The 22625-nt window shown below is 39.4% G+C and carries 19 protein-coding genes and 1 riboswitch; of the genes, 4 read left to right on the forward strand and 15 right to left on the reverse strand.

The features are described from left to right. Positions 1 to 7: 7 nt before the first annotated feature. From galE to NON16_RS10805, 7 genes are all read right to left on the reverse strand, one after another. Positions 8 to 997 (reverse strand): UDP-glucose 4-epimerase GalE, encoded by a 990-nt coding sequence (galE, locus tag NON16_RS10775; RefSeq protein ID WP_257349008.1) that lies wholly within the window; start codon positions 995 to 997, stop codon positions 8 to 10. Positions 998 to 1010: 13 nt separating this feature from the next. Then, the gene (locus NON16_RS10780) at positions 1011 to 2171 is read right to left on the reverse strand and encodes a galactokinase (protein WP_257349009.1); all 1161 of its coding nucleotides are present in this window, start codon (positions 2169 to 2171) and stop codon (positions 1011 to 1013) included. Positions 2172 to 2341: 170 nt separating this feature from the next. Continuing rightward, the gene (locus tag NON16_RS10785; protein WP_257349010.1) at positions 2342 to 4081 is read right to left on the reverse strand and encodes a glycoside hydrolase family 35 protein; all 1740 of its coding nucleotides are present in this window, start codon (positions 4079 to 4081) and stop codon (positions 2342 to 2344) included. 39 nt (positions 4082 to 4120) lie between these two features. Further along, entirely contained in the window at positions 4121 to 5638 is a 1518-nt protein-coding gene (locus NON16_RS10790) for a sulfatase family protein (RefSeq protein WP_257349011.1), read from the reverse strand. Positions 5639 to 5659: 21 nt separating this feature from the next. Next, on the reverse strand, positions 5660 to 6487 hold the full coding sequence (locus NON16_RS10795; RefSeq protein ID WP_257349013.1) for a carbohydrate ABC transporter permease: 828 nt from the start codon (positions 6485 to 6487) through the stop codon (positions 5660 to 5662). A gap of 18 nt (positions 6488 to 6505) precedes the next feature. Beyond that, the gene (locus NON16_RS10800) at positions 6506 to 7453 is read right to left on the reverse strand and encodes a carbohydrate ABC transporter permease (protein ID WP_257349015.1); all 948 of its coding nucleotides are present in this window, start codon (positions 7451 to 7453) and stop codon (positions 6506 to 6508) included. 359 nt (positions 7454 to 7812) lie between these two features. Next, positions 7813 to 9249 (reverse strand): ABC transporter substrate-binding protein, encoded by a 1437-nt coding sequence (locus tag NON16_RS10805; RefSeq protein ID WP_257349016.1) that lies wholly within the window; start codon positions 9247 to 9249, stop codon positions 7813 to 7815. Between the two features lie 346 nt (positions 9250 to 9595). Here NON16_RS10805 and NON16_RS10810 point away from each other — a divergent pair, with 346 nt between their 5' ends. Continuing rightward, complete coding sequence (locus tag NON16_RS10810; RefSeq protein ID WP_257349017.1) at positions 9596 to 10804, forward strand: ROK family transcriptional regulator; 1209 nt, start codon at positions 9596 to 9598, stop codon at positions 10802 to 10804. A gap of 84 nt (positions 10805 to 10888) precedes the next feature. Here NON16_RS10810 and nagA read toward each other — a convergent pair whose 3' ends face one another. The 8 genes from nagA to NON16_RS10850 all read right to left on the reverse strand — a co-directional run bounded on the left by nagA (position 10889) and on the right by NON16_RS10850 (position 18482). Further along, the gene (gene nagA / locus NON16_RS10815) at positions 10889 to 12094 is read right to left on the reverse strand and encodes an N-acetylglucosamine-6-phosphate deacetylase (protein ID WP_257349019.1); all 1206 of its coding nucleotides are present in this window, start codon (positions 12092 to 12094) and stop codon (positions 10889 to 10891) included. Between the two features lie 174 nt (positions 12095 to 12268). Further along, on the reverse strand, positions 12269 to 13051 hold the full coding sequence (locus NON16_RS10820) for an arylamine N-acetyltransferase family protein (RefSeq protein WP_257349021.1): 783 nt from the start codon (positions 13049 to 13051) through the stop codon (positions 12269 to 12271). A gap of 63 nt (positions 13052 to 13114) precedes the next feature. After that, positions 13115 to 13579, reverse strand: coding sequence for a 2-thiouracil desulfurase family protein (locus tag NON16_RS10825; protein ID WP_257349023.1), 465 nt, complete (start codon positions 13577 to 13579; stop codon positions 13115 to 13117). Between the two features lie 582 nt (positions 13580 to 14161). Next, complete coding sequence (locus NON16_RS10830; protein ID WP_257349025.1) at positions 14162 to 14650, reverse strand: PTS sugar transporter subunit IIA; 489 nt, start codon at positions 14648 to 14650, stop codon at positions 14162 to 14164. 40 nt (positions 14651 to 14690) lie between these two features. Next, positions 14691 to 15527 carry a PRD domain-containing protein gene (locus NON16_RS10835; RefSeq protein WP_257349026.1) on the reverse strand — a complete coding sequence of 279 codons (837 nt, stop codon included), beginning with the start codon at positions 15525 to 15527 and terminating at the stop codon, positions 14691 to 14693. 43 nt (positions 15528 to 15570) lie between these two features. Then, on the reverse strand, positions 15571 to 17013 hold the full coding sequence (gene nagE, locus NON16_RS10840) for an N-acetylglucosamine-specific PTS transporter subunit IIBC (protein ID WP_257349027.1): 1443 nt from the start codon (positions 17011 to 17013) through the stop codon (positions 15571 to 15573). A gap of 311 nt (positions 17014 to 17324) precedes the next feature. Further along, positions 17325 to 17981, reverse strand: a complete 657-nt coding sequence (locus NON16_RS10845; protein ID WP_257349028.1) for a pyridoxine/pyridoxamine 5'-phosphate oxidase — start codon at positions 17979 to 17981, stop codon at positions 17325 to 17327. Between the two features lie 15 nt (positions 17982 to 17996). Further along, the gene (locus tag NON16_RS10850) at positions 17997 to 18482 is read right to left on the reverse strand and encodes a DUF1572 domain-containing protein (RefSeq protein WP_257349029.1); all 486 of its coding nucleotides are present in this window, start codon (positions 18480 to 18482) and stop codon (positions 17997 to 17999) included. 123 nt (positions 18483 to 18605) lie between these two features. On the opposite strand from NON16_RS10850, the gene NON16_RS10855 reads away from it, so the two are divergent. The 3 genes from NON16_RS10855 to tenA all read left to right on the forward strand — a co-directional run bounded on the left by NON16_RS10855 (position 18606) and on the right by tenA (position 21888). After that, positions 18606 to 19496 (forward strand): LysR family transcriptional regulator, encoded by an 891-nt coding sequence (locus NON16_RS10855; RefSeq protein WP_257349030.1) that lies wholly within the window; start codon positions 18606 to 18608, stop codon positions 19494 to 19496. 203 nt (positions 19497 to 19699) lie between these two features. Continuing rightward, positions 19700 to 19802: riboswitch (TPP riboswitch) on the forward strand. Between the two features lie 104 nt (positions 19803 to 19906). Beyond that, on the forward strand, positions 19907 to 21199 hold the full coding sequence (locus NON16_RS10860; protein WP_257349031.1) for an acetylornithine deacetylase: 1293 nt from the start codon (positions 19907 to 19909) through the stop codon (positions 21197 to 21199). Further along, on the forward strand, positions 21199 to 21888 hold the full coding sequence (gene tenA, locus NON16_RS10865) for a thiaminase II (protein ID WP_257349032.1): 690 nt from the start codon (positions 21199 to 21201) through the stop codon (positions 21886 to 21888). The genes NON16_RS10860 and tenA overlap by 1 nt, the downstream gene beginning before the upstream one ends. The last annotated feature ends 737 nt before the right edge of the window (positions 21889 to 22625 follow it).

Below are 22625 nucleotides of genomic sequence, written 5' to 3' on the forward strand. Positions count from 1 at the left end.
CGTCACCTTATTTACTGTACCCATGCGGATTGTTTTGGAACCAAGTCCAGGCAGTTTGTATAATTGTCTCAAGATCAGCATATCCAGGTTCCCATCCTAGTTCTCGAACCGCCTTTTTTGATGATGCAACAAGCTTTGCAGGGTCACCAGCTCTCCGTGGGGCTATCTCTGTTGGTATGCTATGATTCGTTACTTTTCTAGCGACATCAATCACTTCTTTTACTGAAAACCCCTTACCGTTCCCAAGATTGTAAACCGCACTTTCTCGACTTTTTTTAAGTTTTTTGATCGCTAATAAATGTGCACCAACCAAGTCATTTACATGGATATAATCGCGAATACAGGTCCCATCATTTGTTGAATAATCATCACCGTAAATCATGACCTTCTCTCGTTTCCCTTGTGCGACTTCTAATACAATAGGAATCAAATGGGTTTCAGGACGGTGATCTTCACCAATCCGACCCAATGGATCCGCCCCTGCAACATTGAAATAGCGAAGTGAAACATAGCGGATCCCATATGCTCGCTCACTCCATTTCAGCATTTTTTCGATCGCAAGCTTTGTTTCACCATAAGGGTTTGTTGGTAATGTCTGAGCATCCTCACTAACCGGTATCTGCTCAGGTTCACCGTATACTGCTGCCGTTGAAGAAAATACAATATCCTTGACATCATACTTGGCCATCGCTCTTAACAGAGAAATCGTACTAGAAATATTGTTGTCGTAATATTTCAACGGATCCATGACACTTTCTCCTACGAGAGAATTACCGGCGAAATGGATGACCGAATCAATTCTATTTTCTTCAAAAACTTGATCAATGAATTGTTGTGAGCGCAGATCCCCATGGTAAAATGACGCTCCAGCTAGAATTGCCTCGTTATAGCCTTTCTCCAGGTTATCAACAACGATAACTTCTTCATTCTCATCAAGTAATTGGACGACAGCATGACTTCCAATATATCCAGCACCTCCACATACGAGTACGGCCATTGCTAAACCCTCCTTAAAGTGTTGTTACTCCATCCCCAATTTCAACAACATAAAAGTCCGCATCAAGGCCTGTTAGCTCACGATAAGCTGAACCTACTCTTTCGATGAAAGAATCCACCCTACCTCGTGCCACGATATTAATTGTACAGCCTCCAAACCCTGCACCTGTCATTCTTGAACCGATTACATCTTCATTCCAGGCGGCCTTCACCAGAACGTCTAACTCCTTGCATGATACTTCATAATCATCACGTAAAGATCGATGTGATTCATTCATTAATCGGCCGAAACCGTTGATATCATTTCGATTCAGCTTCTCAACCGCTTCTATCGTCCGCCTATTTTCATAAACGACATGCTTTGCTCTCTTCTGGATAATGGGGTCTTCAATTAGAAGTCTATGCTTTTCAAAATCATCCTTAGTTAGGTCAGCAAGTGTTTCGATATCCAGCTCTCTCTTTAATGTTTTCAGTGCTTCTTCACATTGCTTTCTTCGTTCATTGTATTTTGAATCAGTCAACCCTCGACGCTTGTTCGTATCTGCAATAATCATGGCGTATTCCTCTAACAAAATAGGACTATATACATATTCCAACGTGTCACAGTTTAATAGAATGGCGTGGTCTTTTTTCCCCATACCAATAGCAAATTGATCCATAATTCCACAGGTTACCCCTACGAATTCATTCTCTGCTTTTTGCGAGAGCTTAATCATATCTAATTTTTCAATATCAAACTCGAATAGCTCTTTTAACACAATAGAAGTTGCTAGTTCTATAGAAGCCGATGATGATAATCCTGCACCATTAGGAATGTTTCCGTAAAAAGCTACTTCGAAGCCGGTGGTTATTGAATAGTTAGATTGCAAGAAGGTCCATACAACCCCGATTGGATAGTTCGCCCAACCGTGCGCATCATCAAATGACAAGTCATTCAAGTCAACTTCGATGACACTTGCCTCAGCATAATTCATCGAATATAACCTGATTTTTCGATCGTTTCGTTTTCTTGCTATTGCATATGTTCCAATACTTAATGCACATGGAAATACATGGCCCCCATTGTAATCTGTATGCTCTCCAATCAAGTTGACACGACCGGGTGCAAAGAAGATTTGCACCTCATTTATTGAACCGAATGTCTCTATGAATGTTTGTTTCAGTTGTTCCAACATGGATCCCCTCAAATCTATGGAAAGAATTAGTGTAAAGAAAACTTGGCTAGCGCCAAGCCTTAGCGCAGGTGGTCGACGTAGTTGCGCTTATACTATAGAAAGTATTTTTATACTTTCTTAACGTGTAAAATAAGAACCCCCTCATTAAATGATCCGAGGGGTTCGATTATTCAACCAAGCTTCGGTTTATCGACAAAATCAACTTCCTTATTCTTACTTTCATGAACCTCAAAAATCTTCAACTCATTTTCACCTTTTTTCAACAATGAAGCCGGAACATAGTATGTTTCTTGAGGACCTTTTTCCCAATACCGACCAATGTTGAAATCATTAATGAAAACCACTCCTTTTTTCCACCCTGGCAGCGCAAGGAATGTATCACATGGTTCATCTACTTGAAAATGTCCTTTAAAAAAAGCCGGACCTTGTGCGAGATCGTTATCAGCAAATAATAAATCAGTAAGGTTGTCGAGCGGTAAAGGATAGATGTCCCAATTATGAAGAAATTGTTGTCCGTGTCGTATACCTTCAGTGATTCCTTTAGGATCTTTTAATTGTGGCCCATAATTGATACGTCCTAAATTCTCGACTAATATATCTAATTGCACACCTTCTTTAGGAACAGAAAACGCTACGGTTGACTCTTCCCACCGATCGATCACTCCTTGATACTTACTATCAAGAAAAATCAGTGCTCGATCTCGTACCTCTTGTAAGTTAAGAATCATGTTATCTCTTGGTCCTTTTAAAAACTTTCTGTACAGTATGAAACCATAATCTTGTCCTACCTTTTCCATCGGTAATGGATCAGGTGAATGTACGGCTTTACTTAATACAGGGAGTGCATCAAATAAGGATATCGATTTGTTGAGTTCTACTTTTCCATAGCTTTTTTTAGGTGATTCTTTAGGAAGTGGTGGCAATTCTTTTTTTGTATGGTTTGCGATAATTTTACGAATAGCATGATATTTCTCCGTATAGTCTCCCGCCTCTGTTAATGGAGCATCATAATCATAGCTCGTAATGGTAGGCTGATAGTGATCTGAGAAATTAGCTCCATTGTAAAATCCGAAATTAGTGCCACCATAGAACATATAAAAGTTAACAGATACGCCAGACTCCAACATATGTTTAAAAGTCTCTGCAGCATCTGTATAATCCCGTGTATGATGCTCTTCTCCCCAATGATCAAACCAACCATTCCAGTATTCCATACAGATTTTAGGTGAATTCGGATAAAACTTCTCTAATTTTTCAAAGGCTTGATCCGATTTAGAACCAAGGTTCACCGTCGCTAACGTCCCATCAATTGTTCCACCTTGCAGCATGAAGTCTATTGGACCATCAGATGTGAATAACAATACATCCATGCCATTATCAATCATGACATCCCTTAAATGCTTCAAATAATTTTGATCAGTTCCATAGCTTCCGTATTCATTTTCTATTTGCATGGCGATAATCGGACCACCATTAGTACTTAAGAATGGCTTTAGCACACCAAGGATTTCTTTTAAGTATCGATCGACATATTTCAGGAATGAAGGGTCACTTGATCGCAGTCGAATATTTTCATCTTTTAATAGCCATGAAGGAAGTCCTCCAAACTCCCATTCAGCACAGATGTACGGACTTGGTCGCACGATAACCAGCAAACCTAACTCATCCGCAAGCTCTATAAATTTTTTTACATTCGCGATCCCTTCAAAGTTATATTCCCCTGGTCGTGGTTCATGTAAATTCCACGGAATATAGAATTCAACACAATTAAAGCCACAAGCCTTTAACTTCTCTAATCGATCCTTCCATTGTTCAGGTACCATTCTGAAATAATGAATGGCTCCTGATATTAATTGAATCGGCTTTTCATCAAGCAATAGTTCACCATTCGAGACTTTAAGATCTCCCATAAAAAATTCCCCTTTCAATTTAAATCGTGTATTCACCATTTACGCTCCAGCTATACGAGGCATAGGAAGGATCTCCTTTCCCAGCTCTCCCCATAAAAATCGGAGTAATAATTCCTTCTTCAATCCCTGATAATCATCATCATCCCAGAGGTTTTCCCATTCATTTGGATCTTCTTCTAAGTCAAAGAGCTCACCGTAATTTTGATTATAATAGACTGTGATTTTATAACGATCATTTACAAATGTTTTTTGATGTACACGTGTGGGCTGTTTACGAAATTCACATATAATATGATCTCGTGCATCTGAATTTTCTCCCTTCCACACCTCACTCTGATCGACACCCGACATCTTCATGTGGTAATGATCTGATTTGGTTAGACTAAGCAATGTTGGAGCTAAATCCACGAGTGATTGCAGCGAAGCAGAAACTTTATTTTCTGGAACAACCCCTGGATACCTAACAAGAAAAGGGATCTTCAACAAATCTTCATAATGAAACCCTCCCTTATCATGTAATCCATGCTGGCCGAATAGATGACCATGATCTGATGTGAAGACAACAATCGTATTTTCACGAAGTCCCAACTCCTCTATCTGGTCCAGAATTTTGCCAACATATTTATCTAACATGCTGATCATTCCGTAATAAACAGCCATATCTTTCTTCTTTTGATCCTCAGTTATATTAGAGTGCGAATGAAACCCGATATTTCCGAATTCTGTCTCTCGGTATTCACTAAAATCAGCTTCATTCTCTTGGGTTTTTTGGAAATGGGGAGGATTCAAATCATGCTCCCCTTCTTTTAAACTTGGGATGGTAAGTTTATCTGGATCGTACATTTTATCCCAAGGTTCTGGTACTAGATATGGAAGGTGAGGGTCGAAAAAACTAGACCACAAAAAGAATGGTTCTTCGTGATCTTTATACTCTTTTAATTTTTCATTTGTTCGCTCAGCAATCCATGTATTATAATGGAATTTCTCCGGAATTGGCCATGTGTATTCTTGAGCTGGATCCATCGTACCTGTTGGAGGTAAAAAATAGTCACGCCAATTTCCACAACCTTTCTCCTCCATCCAAATTGCATAATGCTGTCCAACATGCGGTTCATTGACATGGTTCCTCGCAAGCTCGACATGGTTGAATCCGTAAAAGCATTGATTGAAGTTCTTCCAATAATCTAAATCCTGAAGGATCGGATAGGATTCTAGTGAAGGAAACTCGTCACTTGACTGAAGTGGCTGAAAATGCGCTTTCCCTATTAACGATGTTGTGTACCCGTTACTTATCAACTCTTTCCCAAGCGTTGGTTCATCCTCCGACAATTTAGTCCCGATACTCCAGGCACCGTGTTGGCTTGGGTATTTCCCTGTTATAATTGAGGCTCTTGAGGGAGTACATGTTGGATTAGGGCAGTATGCTCGTGAAAACGTTGTCCCTTCCTTTACTAAGCGATCAATATTCGGGGTCAATATTTCTGAATTAAATGCTCCTATAGTATTCCAGTGCTGTTGATCTGTTGTAATCAATAAAATATTCGGTTTCAAGACCATTCCCCCTCTGGATCTACTCTTTTAACCTTTAACTGAACCTGATACACCTTCAATGAAAAAGCGTTGGAAAACGATGAAAATGATTATGACTGGTAATAAAGAAATAGTTGCCCCTGCCGCCATTCCGACCCAATCTACTGAGTGTTCGCCAACAAATGAGTACATTCCAACTGCCAGTGTTCTTAATTCAGGTTTATTTAGTGTGAAAATTAATGGAATAAAGAAAGAGTTCCATGTCCAAATGAATTGCATAATCGCAACCGTAGCAATAATCGGCTTAGATAATGGAAGCATGATCGTCCAAAATGTTCGAAGGAAACCTGCCCCATCCATTACTGCAGATTCTTCCAGCTCTTTTGGCAGCTTGCTGAAATAGGCCATGAATAACAGGATAAACAAAACATGTGCACTACTAGATTCAGCTAATATGACTCCCCCAAGCGTATTTAATAAGCCTAGATTTTTAATAATCATGTAGATTGGGATAATCGTATACCCTTTTGGAATGAACATCGTTGCTGTTATTAAAAAAATGAATACCTTTCGACCAGGGAAGTCTACTCGAGCTAATGCATATCCTGTTAATGCACACAATATGAGTACAATTAATACGGTAAATACGGTTATGATCAACGTATTAAAAAAATAGCCCGAAAAATTAGCTTCTTCCCATGCTCGAACATAGTTCCCCCATTGAGCCTCTTTAGGAATTATAGATAAGCCAGAGTTAAACAGCTCAAAATTCTTTTTTAGTGAGGCAGAAATCATCCAAATGAACGGATAAATCCAAATAATTCCCCCTATTAACAAAGCGATGTGTAAGAATAGTCTTGGCCCGAATCTTTTCATCTCTTGGCGCCTCCCTCTTTATATCCTTGACTTTCTCAATAACCAACCGAGCAATAGGACAATCGCAAACACCGCAACCCCAAACACCACACCAGCTGCTGATGCATAACCCATTGATGGTAATCCTAAATCTGGGTTAAATGCATATCGATAAATATATAAATCAACAACATCTGTACTGTAATAAGGGCCTCCGCCTGTTAATGTCAGTACTAAATCAAATACATGAAGACTACTTGTTACACACAATAATATAATTACCAATGCTACTGGCATCAGGATCGGTATAATGACATATCTTAACTTTTGCCACGTTTTACAGCCATCGATACTAGCTGCTTCTAATACATCTTTAGGTAACGTTTGTAAACCTGCTAACCAATAAACCATCATCATTCCAAAGAATTTCCATGCACCAACAACAATTACGATGATCATCGCTGTTACTGGAGAACCGAGCCAGGCAAATGGAGCATCGATAATCCCTAATGTCAGTAATATTTCATCAAAGATTCCTCCGGCTCCAAAGACCTTTCTCATGACGATCCCGACAATCGCTGTAGTCGTTACAACTGGTAAGAAAAAAAGGGTCCTGTAAAATACGGTGCTTCTCTTCAAAACATTATTTAAGAGCATAGCGACAAGTAAACTAGTAGGTAACAATAACACTGTGACACCAATCATATAGATAAAGGTGTTCTTAAAAGCATTCCAAAAGCTTGGATCCTGTAAAGCTCGAACAAAATTATCGAGTCCAACAAAATCATCAAGCGCACCAATTCCTGGCCAATCATAGAAAGAATAGACATAACTCATGATAATTGGATAAATGGTAAAAACGATAAAGAATAGCAATTGTGGAAAAATAAATACGTACGCCCATATCTTTCTTTTCCTATGTAAACGATTAACACTGTTCGTCTTCATAACCGTACTACTATTGGTCTTCTTAACAACTTCAGCCATTGTAATACCTCCTATCAAGAAAAGCGCAAGCGCCCTGTTCAGCCCCGAAGGTCACTGGAAGGCCAACGAGGAGGCTGTTGCCGCCGCAGTGGGACTGAAGTGATCCAAGGGGTTGGGCGCTGCAGCTAGACATTATTGAAAAGCGGAAGCGCCCTGTTCAGGTGTGACAAGCGCTGGAGATTCTGCCACATAACACGCTTTTTGTGTTTGTGAAAGAACCGAAGCGACCTCGAGCACCTGGGCGCTGCAGTTAGACATTGCATCTTTGTAGCAAACTTTTATACTTACTTTACTTCCTAAAAGGGAGAAGAAGTGCCTCCTTAAGGCAGACACTTCTAAAAGTGCGTGTTCAAAAAGATTTACTCTTTCTTCTTATAAGGCTCGAAAGGTTTCCAATCTTCAAACTTCCAAGCGGATTGATCAATGTCCACCCCATCCTCCTGAACCTTTTTAATAGCGTCCATGAGTGCTTTGTTTTTCTCCTCGGACATGGTTTTTAATGTTCCTTCCAAGTCAGAAATTTGACCCGTTAAATATCCGACAAGTACATCTCCAACTGTCTCTTGGGGTCCTTTACCACTCATTTCAGCTGTAACGGTTGGTGCATTTTCATTATTGTAAACAGGATTTGGTGCTGGTATAAAGGTATCAGACTGCAATTGGAACGTATCCCCAACAACATTATCAGGTGCATATTTTTCGTTAATCTTCGGAATAGGTGAAAACTGTGATCCATTCTTAACTAATTGCTCATATCCATGATCGATAATATATTTAAGAAACAATTTCGCTTCCTCATAATGTTCGGTATCTTTATTAACGAGAAGACCTGCAGCTAAATTCCCTTGATAGCCTAAGTATTGTTCTTTTCCATCTTTCGTTGGCACTAAAGCGCTTCCAAAGTTTTCAAAGCCATCTTGCATCAGATTTGAACCTCTCCATGCCCCATCAAATAAAAATGCAGCTTGTCCACCTGCAAAAAGGGCAGGAGCCTCTTCTGGTTCTAACGTTAAACTATTAGGGTGTAATATTTTCTCATCCATCAGTTTTTTGAAGTACTCAATTGATTGGATCGTACCATCGGTGTGATAGTTATATTCACCGTTTATAGGATCATAATACGTTGGTGCCATAACCTCAGGGGTGATTGCGGATGCCATTTGAGTAAGAGCTCCTTCAGCTACCCAGGGTGATTTCATCCCAACAATTACCCCGTAGCTATCTGTTTTTTCATTAATAATCTTGGAAACCTTTACTAATTGATCCCATGTTTTGGGAACGTCCTTTTTGCTTAACCCTGCTTGTTCTAAAACTTCCTTATTGTAATACATAAGAAAGGAGTCTTTCTGTCCGGTCATAAATGGAAACGCATATATACTACCGTCTTCCATTACTGTACTTCCCTGCGTCCAAGTACCTTGCTCATATTCGTCTTTGTGATCTCCAATGACCTCATCCAGCTTATGAAGAACGCCGAGGTCGTATAATTTACGTACTGGAAGACTTGGATGAGAAGCAAAAATATCTGGAAGATTGCCTCCATTCACAGCTGCTTGTAGTGATTGCGTGTAACTGGTATTGAAACTTTTTTGGATTTTAACATTGATATTCGGATTTTTCTTTTCAAATGCTGGTATAATTTCATTTTCAATAATATCAGCAGCCGAGACCCAACGTATCGTTACATCTAATGTAACTTGATCCCCTGAACCACCCGCCTCTTCACTTTGACAACCACTTAAAAACAATGATCCAACCATCGATAAAACAAATAACCAAACAGAGAATTTCTTCACGGAATGACCCTCCCATTGATATTAGTCATTGTGTTTCTTTGAAGAACTTAGTAAAATTAATTTATTAACTAACGAAAATACACCCTCCTCGCCTATGTATTCCAGTGGCTTTAAAACCAAAAATCAGAATTGTTAATCATTTAATACAGATTAACACGCTCGTAAACACGAATCAATAAGTTTTCAGAATTTTAGTTAATTAATTTAATTTATTTTTATAATTGTATGTTAAACTAGAAATTGAGCCGAAGGATATTAGTGTGTATTCTGTTCTCAAAACCCTATGAAAAGCGGAACTCTAAAATAAATAAAGAACTTTGGATTTCGATGATCGGAGGATACTAGATTGTCTAATGATTATAAACGCGGAAGCTTTCAATTGATGAAATCTATCAATCGCTCTACAGTGTTAAATATGATACGAGAAAAAGCTCCTATTTCACGTGCTGAAATAGCGAAGCAAACGAAGCTTACCCCTCCTACTGTCGGGAACATTGTTAAAGAATTAATTGATGAACAATTTATTCTTGAAACCACACAAGGAGTATCTCATGGGGGACGGAAACCGACCTTTTTAGAAATTCGAGCGGACCAATTTTTCATTATCGGGATTGACGTTGGGAAATTCACCATGAAATTTATAGTTGCAAATTTACACGGTTTTCCCGTTGATAGATTCACCCTAGAAATCCCGAGTGCTAATCAATTGTTAAATACAATGAAAAAAGGGATAAGTACCTTGATTGAAAAGGAAGAGCATTTTCATAAGAGGTTCTTAGGAATAGGCATTGGAATGCATGGAATTGTCAATACCGAAACTGGTGTATCCTTGTATGCTCCTTTCTTTGATACTTATAATATCTCTATAAAATCCGAACTTGAGGCAGAGTATAATATGTTGGTTAGAGTTGAAAATGATGCCAAAACCATGACTCTTGGTGAATCCTGGATAGGAAATGGGAACCAAGCATCCAAATTGGTGGGGATCAATGTCGGACATGGGATTGGTGCAGGTATTACTATAAAAGGGGAATTGTATCAAGGAGAGCACTTTATAGCCGGGGAGATCGGTCATATGACCATCGACCTTTCTGGTCCGCTTTGCAGTTGCGGAAATTATGGTTGTCTACAGGCGTTAGCAGCTGGTCCCGCAATAGCCGAAAATGCTATAAAGGCACTAAAAGCTGGTAAGTCATCGTATATAAGGGAGCTTGCAGGTGATGATTTAGACCGTATCGATGGTAGTATCATTCATAAAGCAGCAATACAAGGCGATCCATTCAGTATCGAATTACTCAATCAAACCGGAAGATATCTTGGTATCGGCATTACTAATTTAATTCATATGATAAACCCTGAGCGTATTATATTGGGTGGTGGAGTAGCTCAATCAGGTAACTTTATTTTAGATCCGATTAAAGAAACAATTAAGAATAGAGGATTAACTGAGGAAGCTAAAAACACCCCTATTGTATTTTCGAAATTAGGAAAAGACGCATCTGCTATTGGAGCCTCTGTCTTAATACTTAAACACTTTTACCAAGGGCTTCGATAACCTCAATTTTTCGTTGGGATATATGTTTTGAAGGACATTATCCCTTTTTCACACGTTACTGATTTAATTAAGTTCAGTTCCCAGTCATTTTGCATTTACGTCTATAAAGCTATGACCCGGCTTTTGAAAAGCTACTTCCCCTCGGCAAATAGTTACTAAGATATCTCCCTCTTCGTCCACTAAGACAATATCCGCATCCTTTCCTTCTGCTAATGAACCTTTACTATTGAAAATACCTAATTCCTTAGCTGGATTTACAGATGTCATCGTTACTAGTTCTTCAATACTTGCCTTAGTCCACTGCTGCATATTTCGACGTCCTTCAGAAAGCTTTAGAACACTTCCTGCCAACGAACCGCTTTCAAGGACAGCACGCCCATTTTCTACCTGAACTTCTTGACCGCCTAAATCATATGTTCCATTTTTCAAGCATTTGGCTCGCATAGAATCTGTAATTAATACGAGGTGATTGGCGCCCTTTGTTCGATATGCAAGCTTCACCATGTCTGGGTGGGAATGAATCCCATCCGGAATAACCTCTACCATTAGCTCATCCATCAAAAGTGCAGAACCTGCTGCTCCGGGCTCACGATGATGTACACCACTCATCCCATTGTATAAATGAGTTACATGAGACAACCCGCTTCGGACAGCCTGCTTCACCTCTTCATAGTTCGCACTTGTATGCCCCATTGAGGCAACAACGCCCGTATCAGCTAAATGGCGAATAAGTGCGTGTTCACCATCAAGCTCTGGTGCCAATGTCACTAATTTTATAGCGTCATTCGAGAGTTTCTGCCACTTTTCAAATAACGATACATTAGGTTTAATAATATGTTCTTCAGGCTGTGCTCCCTTTTTCTCCTTATTAATAAATGGGCCTTCTAAATGGATACCAATGATTTCTGCTTGTCCTTGCTGATTTTTCTTCGCCATGTACTTTGCAGTATTTTCCAAAGCTGCCTCAATGTTTGGTTTCGGGCTCGTTATGGTCGTCGCTAAAAAGGATGTTGTCCCTTCCTCTGGTAAAAGCTTCGCCATCGTCTCGAGAGCTTCCGATGTTGCATCCATCACATCACTTCCACCTGCACCGTGAATATGTACATCGATCATACCTGGTATGACCCACTCTGCCTTCTCACAATTGATGATCTCATCTGCTGATTCTAACGGTGGACAATCTTTCATCTCACCAAGTTTATGAATCTGGTTACCCTTAATCCAAACATAACCGCTTTCTATCATTTGATCCGCTGCTATTCGTGCGTGGGTTAAAATAATATTTTTCATATAATCAATCACTCCATTTCACTTCCGTACAATGTATATAAATCGGATGAAATATGTTAGTTAAATGTTATCGTTAAACTGCAATTTTCAAAAGGAAACATCCATTAAGCTTTCTATATTTATCTTACAGCACTGAGGGCACTAGATATAGTGTCACCCTGAACCCTCTATCCTTCAGGCTCTAAGTCCAAAGTGTAGTTTCGCAAGTTCAGTGAATCGTGTATCACCGATTTCCTCTTTAGTCGCTTTCCCGTCCACCCATTGCGTAAAAGTTCCATTCGTCAAGGTCTTATTTCCGTTGTTTGTAAGCTGGGTGATCAGGGGATTTTTGTTAAAAGGAGACTCTTCTTTTTCAATTAGAATGGTTTGGATTTCATTAAATTCAGATACATCCAATACAGGACGTCTTGAATCAAAGGCATAACCAATTTTCCATTCTGTATGTTTATGCTTCAGCTTCATTTCAAGAATATAGTCACCGTAATTAGTCTCCATCTTCTTGACCCGAAATTCCCCATTCCTAGTGGTAATGGGTTCTCCGCTTACCGGAACTGGTCTCAATGGCAAGTTTCCTCCAAAACCTGTATCAACTAAATAGATTTCCTCTTCGTGTCTTAAAAGAATAGCGACATGTGTTTCCCCAAGATTTGGCCATTTGTTCATTTCATTATCGTAAACTTCTCCACGAACTAGGCTCGCATCAAAACCATTGTCAACTAAGAAAAAGTACAGAATCGGATTTAATTCATAGCAAAGTCCGCCTTCATTGTTTACTAAAAGCTTTTTCATTAAGTTTTCCTTTGTGATCCCACTAGTTTTCTTTGCAATCATAGATAAATTTTCAAAAGGGATGGAAACTGCTGTCTTTTCAAGAAGGTTATCCAACGTTTCAAAGGTAAGCTTTTCATTTTCAGGAAAACCTATTCGTTTACGGAATAACTCATTCAGTTCACTCATTATGATAAGCCCCCAGCGCTTTGATTTTAAACTGCTTTATAAGTTGTATAAAAGAGATGGATCTTAATCAGATAAAGTAAGTTCCCAAAATTTCTGTTCTGAAATCACATTAAAGCCTTCTTTTCTCAATAAAGCCGTAGTCACACCTTCTCCATTTATTTTTGAACCAGAAAATTCTCCATTATATATCTGGATACTGCCACAAGAAGGGCTGTCTTCTTTTAAAACAATGTGCGTTGCCTGAACTTGTTGTACGATTTCCAGTGCTTTAAATGCTCCATCTATATACATAGAAGTAACGTCGGCACCAGATTGACTGATTACTGCAGCTTTCCCTTTTAATACATCCTCCCCAGTACCTCCAACAATTTCTGCTGGTTCTCTTGGAGTAGAAAAACCTCCGAGTAATTCGGGACATACCATCATTGCTTTATTTTGTTTCACAAGCTCTTGAATTTTATCGACTAAACGATGAGTCCCATTATATCTACATTCTTTACCGGCCAAGCAAGAACTGACAACGATCATATGAATACAACCCTACTTTCCTGTAATACAGAATAGCTATAACTCAACGAATATTGTCTCTTAATCTCGTAAGATACATCGTAATATTTATAGGTTTCTTTGTTGCATTAACCTATCCATTCAAATAACTATTAGTGCGTGTTCAAAAAGGAGGATCAAAAGAGCCGAGAAGTTCGAGGCACGACAGTCTCGAGGACCGGATCGTATACGTTTAATACGTGAGGACCGGAGAGACCGAGTAACGAAGAAATTCGACAGCTATTTTTACCGGACTTTTTGAACAACCTCTATTATTGTAAACCTTACCCCTTATTTTAGCTGTTTAAAAAGCAAGTCACAAGAAAGTTTAAATATTATTAGCCGAATTCTGAGTTTATCATCCGAAGGGGCTGNATTATTGTAAACCTTACCCCTTATTTTAGCTGTTTAAAAAGCAAGTCACAAGAAAGTTTAAATATTATTAGCCGAATTCTGAGTTTATCATCCGAAGGGGCTGCCCAACAGGTCTTTTCACGAACCTGTTGGAGCAGCCCCTTCATGATATGCTTCACTCCTGTCAATTATTTAAAAAGAGCACCTAGTTTATTTCATTCTCAACTTCATAACAGGTGTTTCATTCAACTTAGCTTCCTCGTGATTTTCCATTTCAAGGTAATCGATTTGATCTCCGTTTGTAACCACAATCGGAGTTATCACGCTTTTTGCTTTCTCCTTTACTAGTTCTAGAGAAAAATCAATTAATGAATCACCCGCATTCACTTTATCCCCTTGCTTCACATTAGCCGTGAATCCTTCGCCTTTCATCAAAACCGTTTCCAAACCGATATGTATTAAAATTTCTAAGCCGCTTTCCGAACGAATACCAATAGCATGTTTGGTCGGAAATAACTGAATGATTTCTCCTTTAACAGGGGAAACAACGTTACCTTCACTTGGTATGATTGCAACTCCTTCACCTATCATTTTTTCTGAAAAAGTTGGATCAGGGACCTCTTCAATTTTGATTATCTTCCCCTGTAACGGTGCTTTGATTACCTCTTCTTTTTTCCTACTAAACAATCGTTCTAACATGGTTTTCTCATCTCCATTTCCATACAGGTCGTTTCCGCAATTATTTTTTATGTTCAGGTTCTGTATGACATCGCTCTAAATGAAGGGTTATAAACCCAACCTCCTCATCTGGCACTTCTACTTCAAGTGCTTCAGTAATGAAGTCTCCTATTTCACGAGCAATCGCGAATGTTTCAGGATATATTTCTCTAATATTAGCTAACAATGGGTTATCAATTGTCTTACCAGATTTCACCCGATCCATTAATACCCTAAGGTGGGATACTAACCGAACCATCGATAATGAACTTTCCATATCATATCCTTTGGTTTTTAACGTATCTAAGATTGTTGATACGGTTCTCGCAACTTCCAATGTACTTTTGTTTTTTCTGAAAGAACGTGCAGAATGGAAGTGAGTAGCCAGAAAAGCAACTTCCTCTTCTGGCAGGTCAACTTCTAGTTTTTCTTTCAAATAAGCAACTGCTTTTTCAGCAATTTTATATTCATCAGGATATAAATGCTGAATTTCAAAGGCGAATGGGTTACTCAACCGCATGCCTTTCTTATGTCGTTCAATCGCAAAATTAATATGGTCAATTAAAGCAGCATGAATCGTATCCGAGAAAGGCCCTGGTAGTTCCTCGATCGCCATCGCTATCACTTCTTCAGTTGCAGAAATGACTGGCAAGTTAACCAATTCAATGACTTGTTGGTAATGTTCTATGGCTTCTGTCGTGTGTAAAAGAAATTCTTGTGTAATACTTGAAGGATCAATCAGCGCATTCGTTTCCTTCTTAAAGCCAATTGCTTTTCCAAAAACAATTGAATTGTTACCTGATGGTAATTTAGCAAGAACGACATTATGACCTAAAACCTTTACAATTCTCCTTTCCACATGACTTCCCTCCTTTTATAGAACTGCAACAGTACACGAACTATTATTTGTTTTCAATAATTTTATCCATTTCTTTCTTAATGATTTCGGATTCTGTACCGAAGACAATTTGAACATTTCCTTTTCCTAGACGCATAATGCCAGCAGCACCCATTTTTTTCAACTCTTTATCGTTGACGATGGAGTCATCCTTTAGAGTTAATCGTAATCGGGTAATACATGCATCAATATGATTAATATTCTCAGACCCTCCAATTAACGGAAGAATCGCAGCTGCCTTGTCTTTCACGGATGATTTACCACTATTATTTCTTTCAGCCGATTCATCGATCTCTTCCTCATCTTCCCTACCTGGTGTCTTTAAATTGAATTTACGAATACAGAAACGGAATACAACATAATACACCACAAACGCTGCCAATCCGAAAGGTATAAGCAACAATGGGTTTGTCGATAACTCCCAGTTAAGCAGGTAATCAATTAATCCAGCTGAGAATCCAAATCCTAAATGCATACCAAACGTATACGAAAGTGCCATGAAAAGTCCAGTTAAAATTGCATGAACTACATATAGAAAAGGTGCAAGAAACATAAACGCGAATTCAATTGGCTCCGTTATTCCCGTAAGGAATGAAACAAAGGCAGCAGACACAAAGAATGAAGCAACAGCAGCTCTGTTCTCTTTCTTCGCTTCCTGAATAATTGCCAAACAAGCTGCGGGCAAACCAAACATCATCACAGGGAAGAATCCTGTCATAAACATACCAGCGCTCTTATCTCCCGCAAAGAAACGAGTTAAATCTCCCTTGACAACCTCTCCTGCTTCATTCGTGAAAGAACCTAATTCAAACCAAGCGATCGAGTTCAAAATATGATGCAGACCAAACGGAATTAATAAACGATTCAGAGTACCATACAAAAACAAACCGATTTCTCCTAGCGAAACCACCCACAAGCCAAGACTGTTGATCATATTTTGAACGGGCAGCCATACATTTCCCATAATAACTGCAAATATAACCATTACTAAAGACGTCACGATTGGAATGAATCGACTCCCACTGAAAAATCCAAGTGCTTTCGGTAATTCAATATCTTTATAACGGTTGTAAAGAAAAGTTACAATTAATCCGGTTATAATACCACCCAGGACACCCATATTCAATTCTGTTACGACTTCTCCATTCGCATCAACTACATTAAATACATCCAAAACCCTGTCTAAAATTAAATAGCCAATGACCGCTGCAAGTGCTGCCACCCCCGCTCCATTCGTTAAACCGATTGCGACCCCAATCGCGAACAACAATGGAAGACTTTCAAGAAGCACACCGCCACCTGCCGCAAATACTTCCGCTACTTTAACCATGAATGGATTCTCAAAATCCCTGGCCCCGATACCTAACAGAATAGCGGCAGCAGGCATAACTGCGATCGGCAACAATAATGACCGTCCAAACCTTTGTACAGCCCCAAATGAATTCATAAAAATAATTCCCCCTTTAATAAAGTGTATGCAACCCCTTACATATATAAAAATGAAAATAAAGAAAACTTGGCTAGCGCCAAGCCTTAGCGCTGGCGATCGCCTTAGTTGCACTTATACTATAGAAAGTATTTTTATAATTTCTATAGTATAAAAAATGGGCATAGGCTCAGGAATACCAAATGGTTTCCCAAGCTTATGCCCACTTAAGGTTACATGCTTGATGAATATTTGATTTTAGTATAATCATAAAACATATATACGTCAATATCTTTCTGAATAGTCCTATATTTACTATTTCTTTCGGTAATTTATGGCCATAATAATTTACTTGCCCATTGTTCGCCTTTTCGCTCGTATTTAACCCTGACATTCTTTCTATGCGTGTTTCCTTGAAAGAACTCAACATCCTCTGCAAAGACAGAGTACAAATGCCAATAAGGTGCTACAATCAGCGGGTCACGTTTTACTATTTCTTGCTTTTCTATAAATACATCGTCTAACTCGTTCTGGTCAATCAATTCTTCACTTTGCCGTCCTATTAAAGCTATTGCACGAGCATTCACCGACCTTTCCAAAAAATCCTTATCACTCAATTTCTTGTTAGTGACAGAAGCTATGCCTCGGATTCTCACTTGTCTTCCAAGCTCTGACCAATAGAATGTTAAAGCAACCCTAGGATTTAATTCGAGTTGTTTTCCTTTTTGACTTTTGCAAGATGTGGCAAAAAACCATTTGTTTCTCGTTACATTTTTTAGAATCAAAGTCCGCGCATCTGGCACTCCATGTTTATCGACAGTAGAAAGTGTCATCGCATGAGGCTCTTGGATCCTTTTTTCAATCGCTTCATATAACCACTCTATAAACAACTCTGTTGGATTACCAGGTACGTCTTCCGGATGAAATTCAGAAAAAGGACCGGTAAAGGATGTTAAACTTCTTAATGTATCATTCACATTTCGCATCATATTCCACCCCTTGTTCTAATCATTTTTTCTAGGTATAGATGTAGAGACATAGGTATCTTTTGTTCGCATTTTAGCGATGTACAAAATTTGACCAAGATGTTCGGAGAAGTGGGTGGCACATCGCATAAGTACTTCGAAGTTTGTCACTTTTTGGCTACGGATCGTTTGCATTTTCAAAAGGTCCTCTGTTGATAAGTTAGAAATAACTTTAATAATCTTCGAAAAGGACTTACTTATAATATCAATAAGCTCTTCTTTCTCATAGTAGACATCTTGATCAAATTCAGCCTCTCGATCACGCGTATCTATTTTCCCTTCGATACCACTCTCAATCCTTTGATGTACGTTGCCAGAAATATGTATGACTAGGTTTGCAATACTATTACTCTCTTTACCCGGGCGCCAGTTCAGATCTTCGTTGTCGAGTTGATTCATTGCGGCTATCATACGATTTTGCATTTGGGTGAACCGTTCTCTTAAGCTCTCCATCAACTCATCCATTATAAATAACGACCTCCTTTACAAATTTCTGTTCGTTTTCTACACTAAAGGAGATCTTTCAATAAATCTAATATATCTTTCACTCTCAATCATCAATTTATTTTATGGATTGGAATGAAGCGGATGAACCTCCATGCTCTAAGAATATTTACTGAAGTCGCAAAATCCGGGAGTGTGACACGGACAGCAGAAAAACTACTAATCAGTCAACCTGCTATAACTGCCCAGCTCCGCAACATAGAAAAAGAAATTGGGATAAAATTGGTTACCTCCAAGGGACGATCCATTCAATTAACCGAAGCAGGAGAAATACTAGCATCTGATTCCATTCGTCTGTTTTCCATAGAACGTGAACTTGAAAAAAAGATGCATGATATAAAGACAGGGATGAAAGGAAGCTTACGAATTTGTACAACTCATTTGCCAGCATCAACACTATTACCGAATTGGATCGCTGCATTTAAAGAGAACTACCCATTAGTCGATGTTCAGTTATTTAAACGAAGCTCTTATGAAACAATACAAAGCTTGCTTAATCATTCTGTACACATTGGACTCGTGTGCGGTGAATGGAAAGCGGAAGAAATTGATCATGATACAATCTTTGAGGATGAACTAGTTTTTGTTGTTTCAGAAAACAACCCCCTACATAGAAAAGAAACATCCTTGAAGGAGCTTATGAAACAACCATTAATTTTACGTGAAAAAGGGAGTTCCACAAGGAAAAAGCTGTCCATTCTGTGCGATACCTTAAACATTGATCAACCTGAAGCTGGTATCTTAATCGAGGGAATGAGTGAGTCTATTGAATTTGCAAAGGCCGGTTTAGGTGTAGCACTTGTACCCCAACTTGCTGTGAAGGATGAACTCTTAAGAGGAGGGCTTGGGAAAGTTTATGTAAATGGGGTTTCTATAAAACTCCCAATCAGCATCTGCAAAAGAAAACATGAGGATCTTCCCTCTACAGCCGCTAACTTTATTTCCCTAATAAAAGCTGGGTCACGTGATAACTAGTTACCGGCCACTATAAGCGGCGAATTTCGTTGTCAGTTTTGTTCCTCCAGTCCTTAGTTAGCTAAACTAAACTCCAGATCCGGAACTTCACTTCCTAGAACTTCTTGCTTCTCGGTGGAAGGTTCTTGGTGACAAGATAAGGTTGCAGAAAAAAAGAGAGTATGATAGATATGGAGATAGGGACTATAATTAAATAAGAATGATGAAAACACTAGGGGTGCTTTAAGCTGAGAAAGATACGTTTTGTCTTAACCCTAATGACCTGATCTAGATAATACTAGCGAAGGGAAGTGGTCTGCATCTGTATGCAAATTCGAGTGAATTCTTTCGATTACATACATACGGTCTACACCAACCACTTTCTATTTTTAGGAAGTGGTTTTCTTTTTCCAAAAAAAGGAGGTACAGAAATGGAAAGTATCATTAACGAATTGATTGGCACTGTGGATTCAAGGAAAGATGAATTGGTTGAACTCGTTTCTAAGCTGATTCGTTTTGAAACACCGAGTCCACCTGCTCGTAATACTGCTCAAGCACAAGCGTATATTGCTGAATTTCTAGAAGATAAAGAATTTTCCGTAGATCAGTGGGACATTTATCCAAATGATCCGAACGTTGTAGGTCGACTTAAAGGGACGGACCCGGATCATCATAATAGCTTAATCGTTAACGGGCATATCGATGTCGCTGAAATTGATGAAAATGAAAATTGGGAAGTTGGACCATTCGATCCTCTAGTTAAAGATGGTTATTTAATGGGACGCGGTGCTGCAGATATGAAAGGTGGTTTGGGTGGGGTGCTATTTGCTATCCAGCTGTTGAAAGAAGCTGGAATCGAACTACCTGGAGATTTAATCCTTCAATCAGTCATTGGTGAAGAGGTCGGTGAAGCTGGGACACTCGAATGCTGTAAACGTGGATATGATGCTGATTTTGCACTTGTCGTTGATACGAGCGATTTGCATATTCAAGGACAGGGCGGAGTAATTACTGGCTGGGTGACAATCAAAAGCCCAACGACTCATCATGATGCTACGAGAAGAAGTATGATTCATGCTGGCGGCGGCATGATTGGTGCGAGTGCAATCGAGAAAATGATGAGGATGGTCGATGGATTGCAGAATCTTGAACGACATTGGGCAGTCACGAAGAGTTATCCGGGATTTCCGGCTGGTTCGAACACGATTAATCCAGCGGTCATTGAAGGCGGTCGGCACCCAGCATTTATAGCCGATGAGTGCCGGTTATGGATTACCGTACACTTTTATCCGGATGAAACGTATGAGCAAGTTGCGAAAGAAGTAGAAGACCACCTATTGGAAGTTGCCAAGGGTGACATTTGGTTAAGGGATCATCCCCCAACATTTAAATGGGGCGGGACATCGATGATCGAGGATCGCGGAGAAATCTTCCCTTCATTAGAAGTCGATCCAAATCATCCAGGAGTCAAAACATTAGCAGCATCCCATCGGTCTCACCTCGATCAAGATGCAATCATTGGTGTATCTCCATCGGTTACGGATGGCGGTTGGCTTGGGGATGCAGGAATCCCAACAACCATCTATGGACCAGGTGATTTAAAAAATGCTCATGCCGTAAATGAGAAGGTATCCATCGAACAGCTTGTGCATTTCACTAAGGTTATTATGCAGTTCATTTATGAGTGGTGTAACACGGAAAAAGCTACTAAGGAGGAAAAATGATGACTTTTTGCAACCGCTTGTTTGAAAAAGTAAGTCCAATTTGGGAAGAAAATCATAATCATCCATTTGTTCAAGGTATTGGTCGCGGAACGCTTGATAAGGATAAGTTTCGCTTTTACATGGTTCAAGATTACGTATACTTAATCGAATACGCAAAGCTCTTTGCATTAGGTGCAGTAAAAGCACGTGATGTCAAAACGATGGGTGAGTTCGCTAAATTGCTAGATTCTACATTAAATGAAGAGATGTCCTTACATCGTCAATATGCACAACAATTCGGCATTACACCAGAGGAATTAGAGAAGGCAAAACCTGCATCAACGACGCTTGCTTACACGCATTATATGTTGCACGTTTCTGACAATGGGACACTTGCGGAATTGGTTTCTGCCCTCCTTCCATGTATGTGGAGCTACTCAGAAATTGGGAAGGAACTGAGCAAAATTCCAGGAGCAACGGAACACGAATTTTACGGTGAATGGGTCAAAATGTACGCCTCTGATGACTTTGGTGCCCTGTCTACCTGGTTAATTGGTTTGCTTGATGAAATCGCTGAAGGGAAAAGCGAAGAAGAACTCGAATACCTTGAAGAAATTTTCTTAAATACAAGTCGTTTTGAGTACATGTTCTGGGATATGGCCTATAACAAGGAAATGTGGCCGGCCAAATTGAGCAGTACGATTGACTAACCGATAAGTCCCTAAAATAAAGAAAACTTGGCTAGCGCCAAGCCTTAGCGCAGGTGATCGCCGTGGTTGCGCTTATACTATAGAAAGTATTTTTATACTCCCTCTATAAAGTAAGGGTTTTCTCCGTTATTCTTGTTATTTCTAAGCTTTTCACTCGATACATCTAATGAAATGTATCAAATGTATGGATAGGTGAACCATATTTGCTTCATTATGGAAGGGGAGGGTGGCCNTTTTATACTCCCTCTATAAAGTAAGGGTTTTCTCCGTTATTCTTGTTATTTCTAAGCTTTTCACTCGATACATCTAATGAAATGTATCAAATGTATGGATAGGTGAACCATATTTGCTTCATTATGGAAGGGGAGGGTGGCCTTATAGAGACCTTACCCTTCCATTTTTTAGAAAAGGTTTATAGTGAACCCTATAGGCGCACGATGGATCCCACAGTATTCATGGCGGCAAACCCTCCCACATCTCACAGCGTCATTTGCGCATACATTCCTTCGTTCAACCTATCCATGAAGTGGGGTCGGCGATGCTTTCTTGCAGGGTCTATGCCCGTTTGTATAAATCTTGCCGACTGCTCCGTGCTTCGTTTTTATGTTGTTAAATGCAATGAGATTCTAACTCAGAAATACACTCTTACGGACTTAATGAAACGGCTTTTAGGCAGCTTCCTGGTTTTGAAAATGAGGAATATCGTTTAACATTTTCTCAGGGCAAAAAGCGACTTG

Source organism: Pseudalkalibacillus decolorationis (genome assembly GCF_024609785.1).
In the GTDB taxonomy this organism is placed as follows: Bacteria; Bacillota; Bacilli; order Bacillales; family Fictibacillaceae; genus Pseudalkalibacillus; species Pseudalkalibacillus decolorationis.

What these genes read in the sequence shown, in the direction of transcription:
- NON16_RS10780 (WP_257349009.1), bottom strand. Translation starts at nt 2,171, where the DNA reads ATGTTGGAACAACTGAAACAAACATTCATAGAGACATTCGGTTCAATA.
- NON16_RS10820 (WP_257349021.1), bottom strand. Translation starts at nt 13,051, where the DNA reads ATGAGTGAACTGAATGAGTTATTCCGTAAACGAATAGGTTTTCCTGAA.
- NON16_RS10860 (WP_257349031.1), top strand. Translation starts at nt 19,907, where the DNA reads ATGGAAAGTATCATTAACGAATTGATTGGCACTGTGGATTCAAGGAAA.
- NON16_RS10800 (WP_257349015.1), bottom strand. Translation starts at nt 7,453, where the DNA reads ATGGCTGAAGTTGTTAAGAAGACCAATAGTAGTACGGTTATGAAGACG.
- NON16_RS10850 (WP_257349029.1), bottom strand. Translation starts at nt 18,482, where the DNA reads ATGGATGAGTTGATGGAGAGCTTAAGAGAACGGTTCACCCAAATGCAA.
- nagE (WP_257349027.1), bottom strand. Translation starts at nt 17,013, where the DNA reads ATGAATTCATTTGGGGCTGTACAAAGGTTTGGACGGTCATTATTGTTG.
- NON16_RS10830 (WP_257349025.1), bottom strand. Translation starts at nt 14,650, where the DNA reads ATGTTAGAACGATTGTTTAGTAGGAAAAAAGAAGAGGTAATCAAAGCA.
- NON16_RS10790 (WP_257349011.1), bottom strand. Translation starts at nt 5,638, where the DNA reads ATGGTCTTGAAACCGAATATTTTATTGATTACAACAGATCAACAGCAC.
- galE (WP_257349008.1), bottom strand. Translation starts at nt 997, where the DNA reads ATGGCCGTACTCGTATGTGGAGGTGCTGGATATATTGGAAGTCATGCT.
- NON16_RS10795 (WP_257349013.1), bottom strand. Translation starts at nt 6,487, where the DNA reads ATGAAAAGATTCGGGCCAAGACTATTCTTACACATCGCTTTGTTAATA.
- tenA (WP_257349032.1), top strand. Translation starts at nt 21,199, where the DNA reads ATGACTTTTTGCAACCGCTTGTTTGAAAAAGTAAGTCCAATTTGGGAA.
- nagA (WP_257349019.1), bottom strand. Translation starts at nt 12,094, where the DNA reads ATGAAAAATATTATTTTAACCCACGCACGAATAGCAGCGGATCAAATG.
- NON16_RS10825 (WP_257349023.1), bottom strand. Translation starts at nt 13,579, where the DNA reads ATGATCGTTGTCAGTTCTTGCTTGGCCGGTAAAGAATGTAGATATAAT.
- NON16_RS10855 (WP_257349030.1), top strand. Translation starts at nt 18,606, where the DNA reads ATGAACCTCCATGCTCTAAGAATATTTACTGAAGTCGCAAAATCCGGG.
- NON16_RS10785 (WP_257349010.1), bottom strand. Translation starts at nt 4,081, where the DNA reads ATGGGAGATCTTAAAGTCTCGAATGGTGAACTATTGCTTGATGAAAAG.
- NON16_RS10845 (WP_257349028.1), bottom strand. Translation starts at nt 17,981, where the DNA reads ATGATGCGAAATGTGAATGATACATTAAGAAGTTTAACATCCTTTACC.